This window comes from Okeania sp. SIO3I5 (assembly GCF_010672085.1).
GTDB lineage: Bacteria > Cyanobacteriota > Cyanobacteriia > Cyanobacteriales > Microcoleaceae > Trichodesmium.
The window spans coordinates 4,681-21,786 of record NZ_JAAHHT010000093.1; the positions used below are offsets into that span (position 1 = coordinate 4,681).

12 protein-coding genes and 1 pseudogene are annotated in these 17,106 nt (G+C 33.8%); 9 read left to right on the top strand and 4 right to left on the bottom strand.

Annotated features, from left to right (window positions below; all coding sequences use genetic code 11):
• The 6 genes from F6K40_RS20360 to F6K40_RS20385 all read left to right on the top strand — a co-directional run.
• Window positions 1–554: methyltransferase domain-containing protein (locus F6K40_RS20360; RefSeq protein ID WP_293138932.1), on the top strand; the 554-nt coding region annotated here is incomplete at its 5' end.
• A gap of 157 nt (window positions 555–711) precedes the next feature.
• Window positions 712–1,245, top strand: coding sequence for a hypothetical protein (locus F6K40_RS20365; RefSeq protein WP_293138933.1), 534 nt, complete (start codon window positions 712–714; stop codon window positions 1,243–1,245).
• A gap of 232 nt (window positions 1,246–1,477) precedes the next feature.
• Complete coding sequence (locus F6K40_RS20370) at window positions 1,478–2,074, top strand: class I SAM-dependent DNA methyltransferase (protein ID WP_293138934.1); 597 nt, start codon at window positions 1,478–1,480, stop codon at window positions 2,072–2,074.
• Between the two features lie 157 nt (window positions 2,075–2,231).
• Window positions 2,232–2,765 (top strand): hypothetical protein, encoded by a 534-nt coding sequence (locus F6K40_RS20375; protein WP_293138933.1) that lies wholly within the window; start codon window positions 2,232–2,234, stop codon window positions 2,763–2,765.
• 148 nt (window positions 2,766–2,913) lie between these two features.
• The gene (locus F6K40_RS20380; protein ID WP_293138935.1) at window positions 2,914–3,624 is read left to right on the top strand and encodes a class I SAM-dependent DNA methyltransferase; all 711 of its coding nucleotides are present in this window, start codon (window positions 2,914–2,916) and stop codon (window positions 3,622–3,624) included.
• Window positions 3,625–4,128: 504 nt separating this feature from the next.
• Window positions 4,129–5,493 (top strand): aspartate aminotransferase family protein, encoded by a 1,365-nt coding sequence (locus F6K40_RS20385; protein ID WP_293138936.1) that lies wholly within the window; start codon window positions 4,129–4,131, stop codon window positions 5,491–5,493.
• A 452-nt stretch (window positions 5,494–5,945) separates the two neighbouring features.
• On the opposite strand, the gene F6K40_RS20390 is transcribed toward F6K40_RS20385, so the two are convergent.
• The gene (locus tag F6K40_RS20390; RefSeq protein ID WP_293138937.1) at window positions 5,946–6,296 is read right to left on the bottom strand and encodes a hypothetical protein; all 351 of its coding nucleotides are present in this window, start codon (window positions 6,294–6,296) and stop codon (window positions 5,946–5,948) included.
• 1,278 nt (window positions 6,297–7,574) lie between these two features.
• On the opposite strand from F6K40_RS20390, the gene F6K40_RS20395 reads away from it, so the two are divergent.
• Entirely contained in the window at window positions 7,575–10,013 is a 2,439-nt protein-coding gene (locus tag F6K40_RS20395; protein WP_293138938.1) for a multicopper oxidase family protein, read from the top strand.
• 233 nt (window positions 10,014–10,246) lie between these two features.
• Here F6K40_RS20395 and F6K40_RS20400 read toward each other — a convergent pair whose 3' ends face one another.
• The 3 genes and pseudogenes from F6K40_RS20400 to F6K40_RS20415 all read right to left on the bottom strand — a co-directional run bounded on the left by F6K40_RS20400 (window position 10,247) and on the right by F6K40_RS20415 (window position 14,464).
• Window positions 10,247–10,933, bottom strand: a complete 687-nt coding sequence (locus F6K40_RS20400) for a Uma2 family endonuclease (RefSeq protein WP_293138939.1) — start codon at window positions 10,931–10,933, stop codon at window positions 10,247–10,249.
• 1,004 nt (window positions 10,934–11,937) lie between these two features.
• Window positions 11,938–13,389, bottom strand: coding sequence for a serine hydrolase (locus F6K40_RS20405; protein WP_293138940.1), 1,452 nt, complete (start codon window positions 13,387–13,389; stop codon window positions 11,938–11,940).
• Between the two features lie 10 nt (window positions 13,390–13,399).
• Window positions 13,400–14,464: pseudogene (locus tag F6K40_RS20415) on the bottom strand (RNA-guided endonuclease InsQ/TnpB family protein).
• Between the two features lie 1,181 nt (window positions 14,465–15,645).
• On the opposite strand from F6K40_RS20415, the gene F6K40_RS20420 reads away from it, so the two are divergent.
• Both F6K40_RS20420 and F6K40_RS20425 read left to right on the top strand, forming a co-directional pair.
• Window positions 15,646–16,266, top strand: coding sequence for a GXWXG domain-containing protein (locus F6K40_RS20420; protein ID WP_293138942.1), 621 nt, complete (start codon window positions 15,646–15,648; stop codon window positions 16,264–16,266).
• 83 nt (window positions 16,267–16,349) lie between these two features.
• Complete coding sequence (locus tag F6K40_RS20425) at window positions 16,350–16,526, top strand: hypothetical protein (protein ID WP_293138943.1); 177 nt, start codon at window positions 16,350–16,352, stop codon at window positions 16,524–16,526.
• Window positions 16,527–17,106 lie beyond the last annotated feature (580 nt).

Genomic DNA, 17,106 nt, shown 5'->3' on the forward strand with positions numbered 1-17,106 from the left:
TGCAAATTGAACCTGCCTACAAAATAACTGGAATTGATACCAGTGAACCTTTATTAGAAGAAGCTCAAAAAAGATTAGGAAAAAAAGTTGATTTATATTCTCAAAGTGTTTCTGAATTAGATATTGGTAAAAAATTCGATGCTGCTTACTCTCGTGGTGGTGCTTGGACGTTTCTTAATTCTGAATCGGAAATAATGCTCGGTAGTCATATTTTTAGTTCTGAAGATATACAGAAAAGCTTTAATTGTGTTGCTAAACATCTTCAACCAGGAGGTTTACTAATAATTAGTTGTTCTAATGCTTATGGAAATAGTTTAGTAGAATTGGATAATGGTATTGTTCATAAAAAAATTGCGACTACTGAATTAATTGAAAATGAACGTTATGCTATTCTCAATTATCTTTTTTATCAAAATGAAAAGTTATTAACGCAAGAAACAGTAAAACTTAAATTACTCAGTTATCAAACCTGTAAAATGATGCTAGAAAAAGCTGGCTTTATCGAAAAAGATATCAACCAAGGCAAATATTATACCTACTTAAAAACTACTTAAAAATTTCAGCACAATATTTTGATAATAACTAACAAAATACTTAGCTTAGTACGTCAATATTATTTGGGTGATAAATTGCAGTTTTGAAGTATTCTTACCCAAGAAAATAGTTCTCAAGTTTTTAGCACCATTAATCACTAAGGATATAAACAAGATTATGTTAGAGAAAACTGATAATAAAGTTCAGTTAAATAAACAAAAAAGAGATTATAGAATAGAAGTTGTCGATAGTGAATTTGTCCTCAATCGTTGGGATGAGATTGACGCAATTTTATATAGAGTATTTGCAGATTCAGAGTTTAATGATAACTTTGTCAGGACTCGTCCAGCAGAACATACTTTACAAAATCTTCGAGAACCTGATCAAGAAGGTATAAAGCATATTATTGCACTGGATTTAGATAACAATATTCTGGGAGCTTTTTTTGTTATTCCGACTTATAAACCAGAAGGGAAAGAAGACTGCGATCTAGGTTGGATGTTTACTATCGAATTACACCCAAGGTTCCGCCATGAGGTGCTAAATTCTATTGTTGATCAAGTTCATCAAGTAACTAAAAATGCTGGTTTTGCCAGAATAATTACAGAAATGGGAACAGAAACAGGGGCAAAGTTTTTATCTAAAAAACATGGTTATATTCATACTCCAACTCTGGAAAAGTTCAATAGATGGACTAAAGAATTAAATTAGTACAAAACTGTACTCATTATCTTAAAAAGTGCTTTAAATCTCTGGGTATTAATTATCCATTATTGATTGGTAAATTAGCAAATCATATAATTTTTACATGGTAGAAATTAAACAAATGAACGATCAATACCAGGTACTTGCTAAATTTTATGATCGGTTTGTTCAAAAAAATAGAAACTATTATGAAATTGCTAGTGAACTTGCTTAAATTATAGGGGAAGCTAGAGATTTATTGGATATCGGAATAGGTACTGGTTTAATAGTAGAAAATTTATTGCAAATTGAACCTGCCTACAAAATAACTGGAATTGATACCAGTGAACCTTTATTAGAAGAAGCTCAAAAAAGATTAGGAAAAAAAGTTGATTTATATTCTCAAAGTGTTTCTGAATTAGATATTGGTAAAAAATTCGATGCTGCTTACTCTCGTGGTGGTGCTTGGACGTTTCTTAATTCTGAATCGGAAATAATGCTCGGTAGTCATATTTTTAGTTCTGAAGATATACAGAAAAGCTTTAATTGTGTTGCTAAACATCTTCAACCAGGAGGTTTACTAATAATTAGTTGTTCTAATGCTTATGGAAATAGTTTAGTAGAATTGGATAATGGTATTGTTCATAAAAAAATTGCGACTACTGAATTAATTGAAAATGAACGTTATGCTATTCTCAATTATCTTTTTTATCAAAATGAAAAGTTATTAACGCAAGAAACAGTAAAACTTAAATTACTCAGTTATCAAACCTGTAAAATGATGCTAGAAAAAGCTGGCTTTATCGAAAAAGATATCAACCAAGGCAAATATTATACCTACTTAAAAACTACTTAAAAATTTCAGCACAATATTTTGATAATAACTAACAAAATACTTAGCTTAGTACGTCAATATTATTTGGGTGATAAATTGCAGTTTTGAAGTATTCTTACCCAAGAAAATAGTTCTCAAGTTTTTAGCACCATTAATCACTAAGGATATAAACAAGATTATGTTAGAGAAAACTGATAATAAAGTTCAGTTAAATAAACAAAAAAGAGATTATAGAATAGAAGTTGTCGATAGTGAATTTGTCCTCAATCGTTGGGATGAGATTGACGCAATTTTATATAGAGTATTTGCAGATTCAGAGTTTAATGATAACTTTGTCAGGACTCGTCCAGCAGAACATACTTTACAAAATCTTCGAGAACCTGATCAAGAAGGTATAAAGCATATTATTGCACTGGATTTAGATAACAATATTCTGGGAGCTTTTTTTGTTATTCCGACTTATAAACCAGAAGGGAAAGAAGACTGCGATCTAGGTTGGATGTTTACTATCGAATTACACCCAAGGTTCCGCCATGAGGTGCTAAATTCTATTGTTGATCAAGTTCATCAAGTAACTAAAAATGCTGGTTTTGCCAGAATAATTACAGAAATGGGAACAGAAACAGGGGCAAAGTTTTTATCTAAAAAACATGGTTATATTCATACTCCAACTCTGGAAAAGTTCAATAGATGGACTAAGGAGTTAAATTAATTGACGGCAGTTTTCGAGTTGATAAGATACAAAGTTTTACAGCTCGAGGGAATAGGAAAAAAAGATTAGTACAGTTTTGTACTAACTACTTTAAAAAGTGCTGTAAATCAGTAAAAACCATAATTTATAAATAGGATAAATTTGAAATATGAACGATCAATACCAAGGACTGGCAAAATTTTATGATAAATTTGTCCAACAAAATAGAAACTATTATGAAATTGCTACTGAACTTGCTGAAATTATAGGGGAAGCTAGAGATTTATTGGATATAGGAATAGGCACTGGTTTAATAGTAGAAAATTTACTGCAAATTGAACCTGCCTACAAAATAACTGGAATTGATACGAGTGAATCTTTATTGGAAGAAGCTCAAAAAAGATTAGGAAAAAAAGTTGATTTATATTGTCAAAGTGTTGCTGAATTAGATATTGGTAAAAAATTCGATGTTGCTTATTCTCGTGGTGGTGCTTGGACGTTTGTTAATTATGATTCAGAAACAATGCTCGCTAGTCATATTTTTAGTTCTGAAGATATACAGAAAAGCTTTGATTGTGTTGCTAAACATCTTCAAGCAGGAAGTCTACTAATAATTAGTTCTTCTAATGCTTATGGAGACAATTTAGTAGAATTAGATAATGGTATTGTTCATAAAAGAATTGCGACTACTGAATTAATTGAAAATGAACGTTATGCTATTCTTGATTATCTTTTTTATCAAAATGACGAGTTACTAGAAAAACAAACACTAAAACTTAAATTGCTCAGTCATAAAACCTGTACGATGATGCTAGAAAAAGCAGGATTTATAGAAAAAGATATCAACCAAGGCAAATATTATACTTACTTAAAAATTTAGTTAGCATTCAGCATTTAGCTGTCAGCTATTCAGCTTCATTAACTTGATTTTTCATTAACTTGATTTGTATGGGTTGAAAACTCAAATTTGTGTTTCAATTCTCTAGTTGAAAATGTAATTTAAGTTAAACGAATTTTTATTTTATTAATTAGGGCTTGCTGATTAAATATCAAAGCATTTATCTAAAAAGCCTAAAGCCTTTTTAGGTATTGAAAAAGTACAGGGTTTTTATTCTAAAAAGCTAAAAAAGTTAGGATGAAAGGGTTGACGCGAGGTAGAAAAACCAAGGGATAAAATATCCGACTAGCAACTCGCTCATTCCCCATTTCTCCTGTCTCTAGTCTCGAGTCTCCTGACTCCTACCAAACCCCAAGCATACTTTTTCAGCAAGCCCTAATTAAGAAAGCTGTTTGCGTAGTATTCCGAAGCAAGAGCTGACTACTAATAGCTGTTTGCGCAACATTGCAGGAAATACTGACAAAATTTAAGCACAATATTTTCATAATGACTAACAAAATACTTGCCAAAAACATACCATCTATTCCAACCTATAATTATCAACCTACTCCATATCTTGGTCTTTCAAAACAACAAGTAATTGAATTAAGAAAAAAATACATAAATCCAGTTGTTGCCACCTACTATCAACAACCAATTATGATTGTTGAAGGTTCGATGCAATATGTTTTTGATGAAACAGGTAAACGTTATTTAGATGCCTTTGCAGGAATAGCAACAATTAATGTTGGTCATTGTCATCCTCATGTTGTTAAAGCTGTACAAGAACAATCAGCAAAATTGCAACATTTAACTACACTTTATCTACATCCAACAATTGCTGAATATAGCAAAATGTTAGTAGATAAAATGCCATATGATTTATCAATGGTTTATTTTGTTAATTCTGGTGCAGAAGCTAATGATTTAGCAATGTTAATGGCGAGGGTTTATACGGAAAATTTTGAGATAATTACCCTCCGCAATGGATATCATGGTATGAGTGGCAATACTATGGGATTAACATCTCAAAGCAGTTGGAAATATTCTCCACCTCATAATTTTGGGATTCATCATGCTTTAAATGCTGATGTTTATAGAGGTCCTTGGAATAATAATGATAGTAATGTTGCTGATAAATATGCTGATGAAATTAAGAATATTATTCAATATGCAACCTGTGGAAAAATTGCTGCTTTTTTTGCTGAATCTATTCAAGGAATGGGCGGAGTAATAGTTTATCCAGATGGATATTTAAGGAAAGTATCTGATTATGTTCATCAGGCAAAAGGATTATTAATTATTGATGAAGTACAAACTGGTTTTTGTCGAACTGGTAAAGGTTTTTGGGGTTTTGAAATTCACAATATTAAACCTGATATTGTCACTTTAGCTAAAAGTATTGGTAATGGATTACCTCTTGCTGCGGTTGTAACAACACCCGAAATTGCTCAAGCATTTACTCAAAAAATGCACTTTAATACATTTTCTGGAAATCCGGTTGCTTGTGCAGCAGGTAAGGCAGTTTTAGAGACAATTGAAAGGGAAAATTTACAACAAAATTGTTCTTTAGTTGGAGATTATTTAATTAAAGGTCTTCACAATTTACAAGAAAAATATGAATGTATTGGGGATGTTCGTGGTTGTGGATTAATGGTTGGTATTGACTTAGTTAAAAATCGGGAAACAAAAGAACCAAACTCTGAACTTACATCTCAAATTCACGAAGTATCTAAAGATTTAGGATTAATTATTGGAAAAGGTGGTTTATATCGTAATATTTTACGGATTAAACCACCACTTTGTATCACAAAAGCAGATATAGATTTTATTATTCAAGTTTTGGATTTTGCTTTTAGTTCTTATGAATAATAATTAATCTAAATCGGTACTAATGAATAATTAGAGTTTGCTAAAAAAGTCTTTTTTTTTAAGGAGTAGGAGAGCGGGGGAGTAGGGGAGTAATTTTTCTGCCCAACTCTTGCCAAAAATGCTAATTTTTGAGCATGAAGAGTTGAAAATTAGGTACTTTTTCAAGACCTAAAAAGGCATTTACCTTGATCTGTCAATGCTTTGATATTTAATCAGCAAGCCCTACTTACTGCTTGATGATTTTAAATCTTAACTGTTGATTATAGTATTTTTTATCGTCACCTAAATCAATATAATTATCAGGGTTCTCACTATTACATATCCAGCCAGTTGAAAGCATTTTTCCTAGGTTTGGATTTTCCCTTTTCTCTTGTTTTCGCAACTTTAAACAGATTTGATAATTCTTTGGACTAGAAATAGTAAAAGCCAATTTATGATTGATCCAACCCTTATCATCTATCATCTCCTAAATATATCTCATTTTCATAATTACTGGATTTTTCACTGCACTTATTTTCCTTTATTGTATTACCAGCAGAATTATATCTACTGTAAAAAGCACAAATTTTAATGTTGGGAGATTTAAGGTGACTTTCAGCTTTAAATTTTAAGTAACTTTGCCACAGTTTGTCGTCTCCTAGCTCTATCCAGTCACTTATCGTAGATTCTTTTACACATTTCCAATCACTATCATAAGACTCACTACTCCCAGCTTGTATTCTAGTATTTTTCATACAGAAAATATTTTTTGAACAATTATTTCCTGATGAATTAACCAAGCATCTAATCTCTTGATTCCACACTGTTCCTATAGCTATTCCTGCAGCTGCAACGATTACACCTGCTACTGCTGCCGAAACATTAACTTTTTCCCACCAGTTCGTTATCTTTCAAGATTGGTTAATAATACAACTTTTCCCAGTATACAGTTAAAATTTTGGCGTTGGTAAATCAAGCGATGAAATCTAAATTTGTAAAATATAAAATCCTTTTTAATTAGGGTTCAGGCAATCGCAATTTCAAGAAAAATTATAGCCAAAATTACCAACACCTTAACTCTTTAATTGTACTGATGTACTAAACAAAAATAAGTAAATAAGTTTTTTTGTAAATCTGTAAATACTAATAATAGTAATCTTCTCCATCCAAATTCACGAAGTATCTAAAGATTTTAGGATTAATTATTGGAAAAGGTGGTTTATATCGTAATATTTTACCCTACATTCCGCACGACAAAATGTAGTATCAAAGATGAGTAGTCAATAGTCGTAGGGACGTTTAGCTAAAGCACAACTCCGTTAACGCTGCGCGACATGTTTGCGCAGCATTCCCTATAAGAAAACGCATTTTTGTTATGCAACGTCCGTACAGTAGTCAGTAGGAAGTGATGCCGACTAATTGTCTGGCTCTGTTAAATATTTATACTTAGTATTTCCCTGAAAATTTGACTGAACAGAAAGCTCAATGAAGATGATTTGTACAGTATAAATACTTATCAAGCTACCATTTTTTATGCTACTTTTGATGTTACGCTCTTGACGTGCGGAACGTGGGTTTTACAAATTAAACCACCACTTTGCATTGCAAAAGCAGATGTAGATTTTATTATTCATGTTTTGGATTTTGCTTTTAGTTCTTAATTCTTAATACTGCAAGATTAGTTTGATAGAAAATTTTGGCTTACTATTTACTTCTGAATACAAAAATGGCTATCCTGGAGTATTAAAATATGGCCTAAATAATACCATTTTAAAAAAAGAATGTTACGAATAGTAAGAGTAATAAAAAGACTTTTAAGAATATGCTTATTTGACAAAAAAGATAATTTATGACCTAAAACATGGTTTTAAAGCCATTTATTATGACTCCTGACTCCTGACTCCTGACTCCTAATAAGTCCCCTAACTATAACTATTTGTAGCAAGCATTTATCAAATTGGTAGAATACCCAAAATCCCTAATATGAATTTTTATTAACAAAACTTGGCATTAAGTTTGACAAAATGTAAGACTTATTATTATGAAGTATTGGTAATGAATCTATGAACCATTTATACCTGTTCTTACGCAGGGTACTGATTGTGTTCTTAGTGGGCACGTTTATTTCTGTCAGTACCTTTACAGGAGAAGCTTTTGCTGCAGAAGCTTTTGCTGGAGGAGGTGTTGCTGATGTTAAGGTACAACCTTTTGTGAATTCATGTACACTTCAGCGTCAAAATCAAACAAAACAGCCAGAATTTCAAAATCCGCCATTTGCATACGCGGATACAATATACCCTAATGGCAGTAATGATCCTAAATATCGTACAATCACCTTAGATGCAGTTCGGGACAAATTCTACTTAGATGGAGATGGAAGTGCGTTTGCTGACGATGGGTACGATGGTTACCTCTACAAGACTACTTACTTTAATAAAGACGATCGCAGAGTAACTATTGTTAGAGATGATGATGTTAATGATGATAATAGTTTACCTGGAAGGGTTAAGGAAGTAATATCACTTATTGCAGTACAGACACAAGATGGTGAGAAGGTGTTTGGAAAGAATATGGTTGGAACCTATACTCCACCAACTATAGTAGTAGATCCTAGCGATAAAGAGAACCAGAGACCTAACTCCATTCACCTGAACCTTATCAATAACTTACCAGTAAATGTTCCATTGGCGGGAGAACTACCACCAACAAAAGAAAATTTAGAGAGTGTATCTCAATACACCAACATTCATTATCATGGCTTCAACGTATCGCCTTTACTGGGAGCTGATGATGTTTTGGTGGATGTTCCCTCTAATAAAACTCCTCCTAGCTTGCAGGATGGTGGTTATTATCCAGATGATAATCCAGCCAAACCTAAATATGGTGGTCCAATAACTGAGTACAAGATGGATGTCAAGATTCCATACGTTCATCAGTCGGGACTATTTTGGTATCATTCCCATGCCCATTCACTCAGCGATGAGCAGGTTCGGGGTGGTTTGTCGGGTGGAATTATTATTAAGGGGAGTAATGAGTATTACACGATTCTTGATGAAGAAAAGGGAATTAAAGCTTATACTTATAAACCACCAACAATACCACCAGAACCTGAGAAGTTTTCCGTACGTCAAAAAGTAATGATGTTCAAGGATTTTAATGACATTCTAGGCACAACTGGTAGTGATTGTTTAACTGTTAATGGTCAAGTTAATCCTCAAATAACAATTCGGCCTGGAGAAGTTCAGTTGTGGCGCATGGCAAACGTCGGGTCGAATCAGTACATGAATATTGCTCTGGAAGAAACAAATACGAAAAATCCTGCTTTTGCTCGCCCCAACAGTAAACCAAATTTTTATATCTTGGCGCGGGATGCTGATTTTGTTGAAAAGGTAGTACCAACCGACTCGGTTCTATTGCCTGCTGCTAGTCGGGTAGAGGTTCTTGTTGTAGGAGGTTACACACAAAACCGAAACAGTACATATAATCTTGTTTCAGACGTTACTACTGGCTTGACTGAAGGGGAAAAGTGGGTGACACCAGGTTTTCAGAAGAAAAGCTACTTGTTAGCAACTGTTAATGTAGAAGGCTCTCAAGTATGCTATAGAGACGAAAAAGGTTATAAACTAGGTCTTCCAATTGACAGGACTAATTGTCAACAGTCTCGTGAAGACTTATATACCTACATTGAAAGACAGGAGCCAACAAGTCAAACTGGACGAGATAATATTCCTGAAGTAGACAAGATATTGCCGAACCCCGAAACACTATTTGATGGTTATTATCCAGAAAATGGTTATAAGATAAAAGAGTGTAAAATTAGGAGTGAAGATTTTGTCAATGATGATTGCCTAACTCCATCGACTTTGTATAGCGATCCGCTTACCAAGAAACGTTACTTTTATTTTAGCCAAAGCTTTCCGAAGTTTTTTCTTAAAGGATTTCAGCAGGAACAAAATATTAGTGGTGTAGATGGAAATAACCCCCCACTTAAATTCCAAGAACTATATGATGCAAACCGAATAGATAAAATTTCCCGGGTAGGAGACCTAGAAGAATGGCATTTGATCAATATCAGTGACTTTGCCCACGTTTTCCACATACACCAGCTTGATTTCGTAGTGACTGAGGTTACTCTCGATCAAAATCCATGTGCTGGTGTGCAGATTCAAAAGACCTGCACTTACAATGACTACAAAGTAGGGAAATACAGAAGGCTAATACTGCCATATGATCAGAAATATTGGGATTATTCAGATTACAGAAGGTGTAGGGAAGTAGGTAGTGGGAGTAATAAGCAATACAAATGTCCTCTACTACCCCAAGGATATCGGGATGTAATTAACTTACCTGCACACAGTGAAACTATAGTCCGTATTCCCTTTGTCAATCCCTTCATTACTGGTCCATTTGTCTATCACTGCCATATACTATTCCACGAAGACAGGGGCATGATGAATAATCTGAAAGTAGTAAATACAGAAGGTTATGGAGGACAAGATGTGATACCCCAATTGGCACCAATCTCACTACCCGAAAGATGAGGAGCGTGTCGAGAATTGTCTAGATTTTTAGAAGGTGATTCTTAACCTTCAGAGATTAAAACATTGTAGGGATTTTCTAGGGAAGGTCTCTACATTTTTTTTCGAGTTTTATTACAGCAGTATTGTGGAGATTCAGATGTAGATTTTATTATTCAGGTTTTGGATTTTGCTTTGAGTTCCTATCTAAAATAATGGAGAAAATAGGCTCAAACACTGATAACTAATAAATTAAATTACTGTCCGATTTGAAATATTTGTTCTGGGGTCAAATTAAGTTTGGGAAAAGTCGGGGAAGCGACTACATTTTGACCTCTAAATAAATTTAGTGAATATTCACCTTCTACTAAATGATAAACTGAAATTGTTGGTTGTTTCGGGTCTCCAATATAGCGCCTTCCTCCTAACCCTAAATAATCAACTATCCAATACTCACCTATCCCTAATTTTTCATATTCTGCCAGCTTTATTAAATAGTCATCTTGCCAATTTCTACTTACTACTTCTATTGCTAATTTAATACTCGTACCTTGAGTAATAGTCGATCGCTTTTTCCACATTGGTTCAACCTCCCCCCTTTCAAAGGGGGGTTGGGGGGGATTTTCCGCTTTAATAGCATTAGAATCTAATACCATTACATCAGGAATATAAGCAGATTTATCTGAATCTATGGCTTTAATTAATCCTTGTCGAGGGATAAAAAAAGGCAATTTTAGACGTTTAATTTCTACACCTAGTTCCAAAACCAGAAAACCAGCTACTTGTTCGTGAGTTCCAGTAGGTTGCACTTGAAAAACCTCTCCATTATGTAATTCAAACCGACCATAACCATCAGGATACCAGTCCCAAAATTCCTCTAAATTCATCAATTTAATATCCTGTTTTTCTGGGATATTAATTGCTTCTATTTCTTGAACAGACATATTGATACTCCTAATAATTTCAGTTATAAATCTATCAGTTTACCTTGAAAAATTCACTGTTATTATCGGTACAAAAAAGCGTAGAAACCGGGTTGGTTTTAAATGCCTACCTCCGACAAACCCGGTTTCTCATTATCTACAGCAAATCATCATTATCAATTATCCATTAATTACCGACCATAACTATCAGGATGCCAGTCCCAAAATTCCTCTAAATTCATCAACTTAATATCCTGTTTTTCTGGGATATTAATTGCTTCTATTTCTTGAACAGACATATTGATACTCCTAATAATTTCAGTTATAAATCTATCAGTTTACCTTGAAAAATTCACTGTTATTATCGGTACAAAAAAGCGTAGAAACCGGGTTGGTTTTAAATGCCTACCTCCGACAAACCCGGTTTCTCATTATCTACAGCAAATCATCATTATCAATTATCCATTAATTACCGACCATAACTATCAGGATGCCAGTCCCAAAATTCCTCTAAATTCATCAACTTAATATCCTGTTTTTCTGGGATATTAATTGCTTCTATTTCTTGAACAGACATATTGATACTCCTAATAATTTCAGTTATAAATCTATCAGTTTACCTTGAAAAATTCACTGTTATTATCGGTACAAAAAAGCGTAGAAACCGGGTTGGTTTTAAATGCCTACCTCCGACAAACCCGGTTTCTCATTATCTACAGCAAATCATCATTATCAATTATCCATTAATTACCGACCATAACTATCAGGATGCCAGTCCCAAAATTCCTCTAAATTCATCAACTTAATATCCTGTTTTTCTGGGATATTAATTGCTTCTATTTCTTGAACAGACATATTGATACTCCTAATAATTTCAGTTATAAATCTATCAGTTTACCTTGAAAAATTCACTGTTATTATCGGTACAAAAAAGCGTAGAAACCGGGTTGGTTTTAAATGCCTACCTCCGACAAACCCGGTTTCTCATTATCTACAGCAAATCATCATTATCAATTATCCATTAATTAAAGCAAACCATCATTATCAACCAGATATTTTGCCAACTTATTAATACATTTACGAATTTGAGGATCTCGTCCCCCACGACTATCAATTACAGTCATTACATAAACTTCACCATTAATATTCAACCCCAAAGTAGTACCTAGAGCGCGGGAATTTTCTCCAGTCTTTTCACCTAACCATTCAACTTCTGGCAATTTTTCTAAACCAGCATATCCCAATAACCTATCTTTCTGATTAGCTAATGCTTGTATCAATACACCGGAATTTGGATACTCATTGTTATATATTGAGACCATCATATCTGTCAGTTCATTGCTAGTCAAACGATTACGACCTTTGCCTGGATTTTTGGGTCTAATACGGTTGCCCATTAATTTATAGTTGACCCGAATAACTTTGTAACCATCATTTTTGAGAACTTTATTAATATAAGATTGCCCTAAATAATCAATTAGTTGATTTGTGGCAATATTACTACTATGGTCAATCATTTGTCCGACTAAAGTTTTTAGGGGATAACGTTTTCTCGCCCGAATTTGTGAAGCATCTTCGGTAAAATTGCCTCGACTCACATAAACAGGAGTATCTAAACTAATATTTTCTTGAGATACTTTTTGCATCAAGGCAACAGCAACGGGAACTTTGATTAAACTTGCTGGACTTGCTGGAGGTTTATTACCATTTAAGTCTAAACATTCTCTGCGTAAATTACAGATAGTAATTGTAGCTCTACTTGATAGACCACTTTCTTTACGAATTTTATCTAAAAAGTTAGATTTAGTTAGATTTAATTGATAAGAAGAATCATAAAGACTACGCTTATATTCTTTGATTTTTTTATTAGTTTTTTCTCCGATTAATGAATCGTCAGGAATTTCCTCTAAGTTATAAATAGCTTGTTGCCAGAGATGTTTTTCTGTTTCCCTACTTTTAACAGTTGGATTTGGAGATACTCCCACTTCAGCAGCTTGCGCACCTAGAGTTAATGCTTGTCTCCAATTATCATTTGCTCGCTGTTCAACTAAGATTTGAACATCAATTTCTTGTAACTTTTGAACCAAGTTTTCTTGTTTTTCTAATATTGCTTGATTTTCCTCAGAAAAGAATAATCTTTTTCTAGGAGTAGGCAGAGATTCTAATTTATTAACTACGCGATCGCGCATCTCATAGAGTTCTTGCAAAGATTGAGTATCAGATTCTGCTGCTGAGGAACTCTGTATATTCCCAATTGAAATAATGGTAATACTGGCCATTGTTGCCAAAGTGCCAGTGAGGATTTGTTTTATTTTTAATATTCGGTGCATATAATTCGCCTCACACAAATAAATAATTTTTTCCTGACTAATCAAGATAATCCTTAACTGCTCTATAAAACTGATACAAAGCGTCACATAAAGTGACAATTTGATGTTTACTTCCTGCTTCCACTGAGGCCGTCGGCGGTTACTCATCCACAGGCATTCACGGGTCTTGCCCGACCGCATCTCTCAAATTTATACTGGCGTTTAAATCTTGGCGAAGATTGATAAGCCACACTCTGGGCAATCATAAGTTCTCACGTTTAATGGCATATCTTGGACGTGACCGCAGTTAGAACAAGTCTTTGATGATGGAAAAAATCTATCAACGACTACTAATTCAGAGCCGTACCACTGAGTTTTATATTCTAGCTGTCGTCTAAACTCATAAAATCACTATCTCCTATCTGATTTAGCTAGTTTATGGTTGGCTAGCATACCAGTAACATTCAAATCTTCAATGACAACTCTGCCGTGGTTCTTGGCTTACGTATGTTGTCAGTTTATGAAGTGCGTCTTTACGGATATTAGCTACTTTTCCATGCAATCTGGCTATCTTACGTTGTGCCTTTTTCCAGTTAGCAGAGCCTACCTCTTTATGACGATTTAGGTATTGCAGTCGGGATAACTTAGCTTCAAACTGGCGATATGATCTCACACTCTCAAATACTTTTCCGTCACTTAGTGTAGCCAAAGTTTTCACTCCTAAATCTACACCTACTACATCAGTTTTTTTTGGTGTAGTTATGACATTAAATTCATAGCTACAGCTAAGATACCAATCACCCGCTTGTCTACTTTTTTTAGTTCTTGCCTCAATGGGTTCATAAGTTTTGATAATACCAATAAAAGGTAATTTGTGGCTCCATCCGTTTAGTTCTATTGGTTTTCCACAATTATCTATTGTGAAAGAATCAGACCTACCTTTTCTCTTAAATCTTGGATATTTACCCAGCCCTTGAAAGAATCTCTTAAATGCCTCACCTAAGTTTATGAAAGCGTATTGATAAACTCTAGACGACAAGTTTTTCATCCAGGGATGCTTATGTTTTGTGTGATTGGTAAAAACCTCTCTTAGCTTACGGGCGTTGGGCTTGTAACCATATTTATAAGCAGCATTCCATAAACTTAACCCCCAATTATAACACCATCTGCTATAACCTGCGTGTTGAGCCATCATGGTTTTTTGCTTATTATTTAATTTAAGTTTGGTTCTGATGGATTTCATGTATGAGTGAACCTAGCTTGTCTAAAAGTATGCTTAATGACGTATTATATCGTTATTCTTTGATTAAGTCAATGCTCTAAAGAAAATCAATCTATCAGTCATAATACAAATATACTATTTTCTATAGCAAGTAACCAAGACGCTAATACCGTTTCACAAAATTCATGCATCGAGTGGGTAATTCTGAGGTCTCCACTTCCTGCAGAAACCCAGAGCGAATAGAATCATGACTTACGCAGAGACACTATATATAGCGTCATATAGGGTTCAAAAACCATAACGTTATAAATATGTAGTGTTTAGAACTCAAAAATGCGTAAGTTCTGAGAATGTAAGACGCACATCTGACAGTCAAAAGTCAAAAATTAAAACAGGACTTACCGAATAATTAATAATTAAATAGGGTTTGCTGAATAAAGTTTACTGGTAGGGGTAGGAGACAGGAGACAGGAGACAGGAGTAATGGGGAATTTAAAGAAGGCAGGAGGAAGAATTATCCCTTTATTTTTCTTCCTAAGTCAACCCTTTTATCCTCACTTTTTGAGCTTTTTAGAAGGAAAACTTTGTACTTTTTCAAGAGTTAAAAAATCTCAAACTTTTATCTGTCAATGCTTTTATATTTAATAAGCAAGCCCTAAATAATTAAATAATTAAATAATTAAATATTTCAGCTTTGTTAGCTTCCCCAGGGATAGGGAAAAAAATAAATTTCTTCCTTTTAGGGAAAGGATTGACTAAAAGGGAGAGGTAATTATCCATTAGATATCTCCAAAAATCAAAAATGAAATCAATTCCAGATATGAAATCAACAATTTCATTCCCTCTCTTGGTGCGCGTTCCCTCTCTTGGTCGGCGTTCCGCAAGCGAGCTGTCGTCGTCGCGGGGTCCGACCGCAAGCGAGCTGTCGTCGTCGCGGGGTCGCACCGCTATTCCCTATTCCTTGACAACTGCCACGAAGTCTATTAATGAAGCATCAAAACAAGAAACCGGGTTTATTGCCCTAATTCTTGTTCTTTAAACCAGGCAATTTCGTCGATAAACCCGGTTTCTGAGTAAGTTCTAAAAAATTAAAAGTAAGATTTTATAGACTTAAAAATTTTATCTTACAGCAATTTCAGGAATTATTTGACATTTCACTATAAGATAAGTAGTGTAGACTAGGTTTATAAAATTGGTATAAAATGAACACTTTAGAAAAATTAAATACAACTCTGGAAAATGGAAGAGCTAGTACGGAGGAAGCCTTAAAATTTTTTGATGAGTTAGAGTCGGTAAACTTAGAGTTTCTGATAGGTAGGTGGCAAGGATATGAATTTCCTACAAATCATCCAATGGATGGTTTGTTAGAAGCTAGTGGTTGGTACGGAAAAGAATTTGTTGATGCTGAACAAGTTCATCCTTTATTGTTTTTAGATGGTAATAATAATATATTTAAGGTCGATCCAAATCCAATTGCAATGAATTTAGGACTTAGTTCGCCAGTTTTCAAAAGTAAGACCATGAAACCTGTTTTTCAGCTAATGAATTTGATGTTAAAAATTTTAGGAATAATAGCTGGTATTAAACCTTTTATTAGTCGGGCTATTAGACCTTTAATTAGTGCTTTGCAAGGAGTACCACCTATTGCTTGGATTGTAATTGCATTACTTTGGTTTGGTACTGGTAATTCGACGGCAATCTTTACTGTTGCTGTTGCTACTTTACCAATTATATTTATTGGAGCTGTGGAAGGTGTGAGAAATATTAATTCACAGCTTTTAGAAATGGCTAATACTTTTAAAATTCCGATAAAAATTTATTAGTAGATTTATATTATCCTCATTTATTATCTAGTTTATTTCCCTCAATCGCATCAGGATTAAGATTAGCTTGGCGAGTGGCAATAATGTCAGAATTATTATCATCTGAAACTGGTATTGGAGCAGAAATGAATATTGCTAGAATTAATCTGGATACGGCAGAAGTTATGGCGTGGGTTCTCGTAGCGGTGGTATTGATTTTAATATCTGAATATTTAGTTATTCGTCCTGTTCGTAGATTATTAACACCTTGGCGGAAGTAGGGGAGTGTGGTCCGTGTAGTCCGTGTGGGAAGTAGGGGGAGTAGGTAGAAAGGTTCTATGAACTTCCATACAAGAGAAGTAACAATATGAATAATTAAGTAAGCATTCAGCAGTCAGCATTCAGCGGTCAGCATCAGCTATTAATTTCATTATCTTGAGGAGAGAAATTAGCATCTTAGTGATTTCAAAGAATTAAAACTATGGGTAAAAACTAATGCTTGTTTCATTTATTAAAAAGCTGAGAGCTGACTGCTAATAGCTGAATGCTTACATAATTAATGCTAACTGATTGGCTAATAATTATTAAAAAGCTTAAAAATATCGTGTTAATTACTTAATAATTGAAGTTTCACGTAAGTATAGCAATCAGGAATGATTTTGAGAGAATTTAAGAACATTTAATATCAACCAAAATTCTTTGATATTATAATACCAATTTCATAAAATATTGCAGAGCATGGCTCTGTTATTAGGAGTCATGAGTCAGGAAATAAGAACTTATAATATTTATTTTTTCTGATAGTAAAATTCTTCCATGATTGACTAAAAATAGTTTGATAACTATAACAAATTGTTTGTT

Excerpts from the sequence above, each read along its gene's own strand:
- F6K40_RS20365 (WP_293138933.1), top strand. The coding sequence starts at position 712 with ATGTTAGAGAAAACTGATAATAAAGTTCAGTTAAATAAACAAAAAAGA.
- F6K40_RS20375 (WP_293138933.1), top strand. The coding sequence starts at position 2,232 with ATGTTAGAGAAAACTGATAATAAAGTTCAGTTAAATAAACAAAAAAGA.
- F6K40_RS20380 (WP_293138935.1), top strand. The coding sequence starts at position 2,914 with ATGAACGATCAATACCAAGGACTGGCAAAATTTTATGATAAATTTGTC.
- F6K40_RS20385 (WP_293138936.1), top strand. The coding sequence starts at position 4,129 with ATGACTAACAAAATACTTGCCAAAAACATACCATCTATTCCAACCTAT.
- F6K40_RS20400 (WP_293138939.1), bottom strand. The coding sequence starts at position 10,933 with ATGTCTGTTCAAGAAATAGAAGCAATTAATATCCCAGAAAAACAGGAT.
- F6K40_RS20405 (WP_293138940.1), bottom strand. The coding sequence starts at position 13,389 with ATGAGTAACCGCCGACGGCCTCAGTGGAAGCAGGAAGTAAACATCAAA.
- F6K40_RS20420 (WP_293138942.1), top strand. The coding sequence starts at position 15,646 with ATGAACACTTTAGAAAAATTAAATACAACTCTGGAAAATGGAAGAGCT.
- F6K40_RS20425 (WP_293138943.1), top strand. The coding sequence starts at position 16,350 with ATGTCAGAATTATTATCATCTGAAACTGGTATTGGAGCAGAAATGAAT.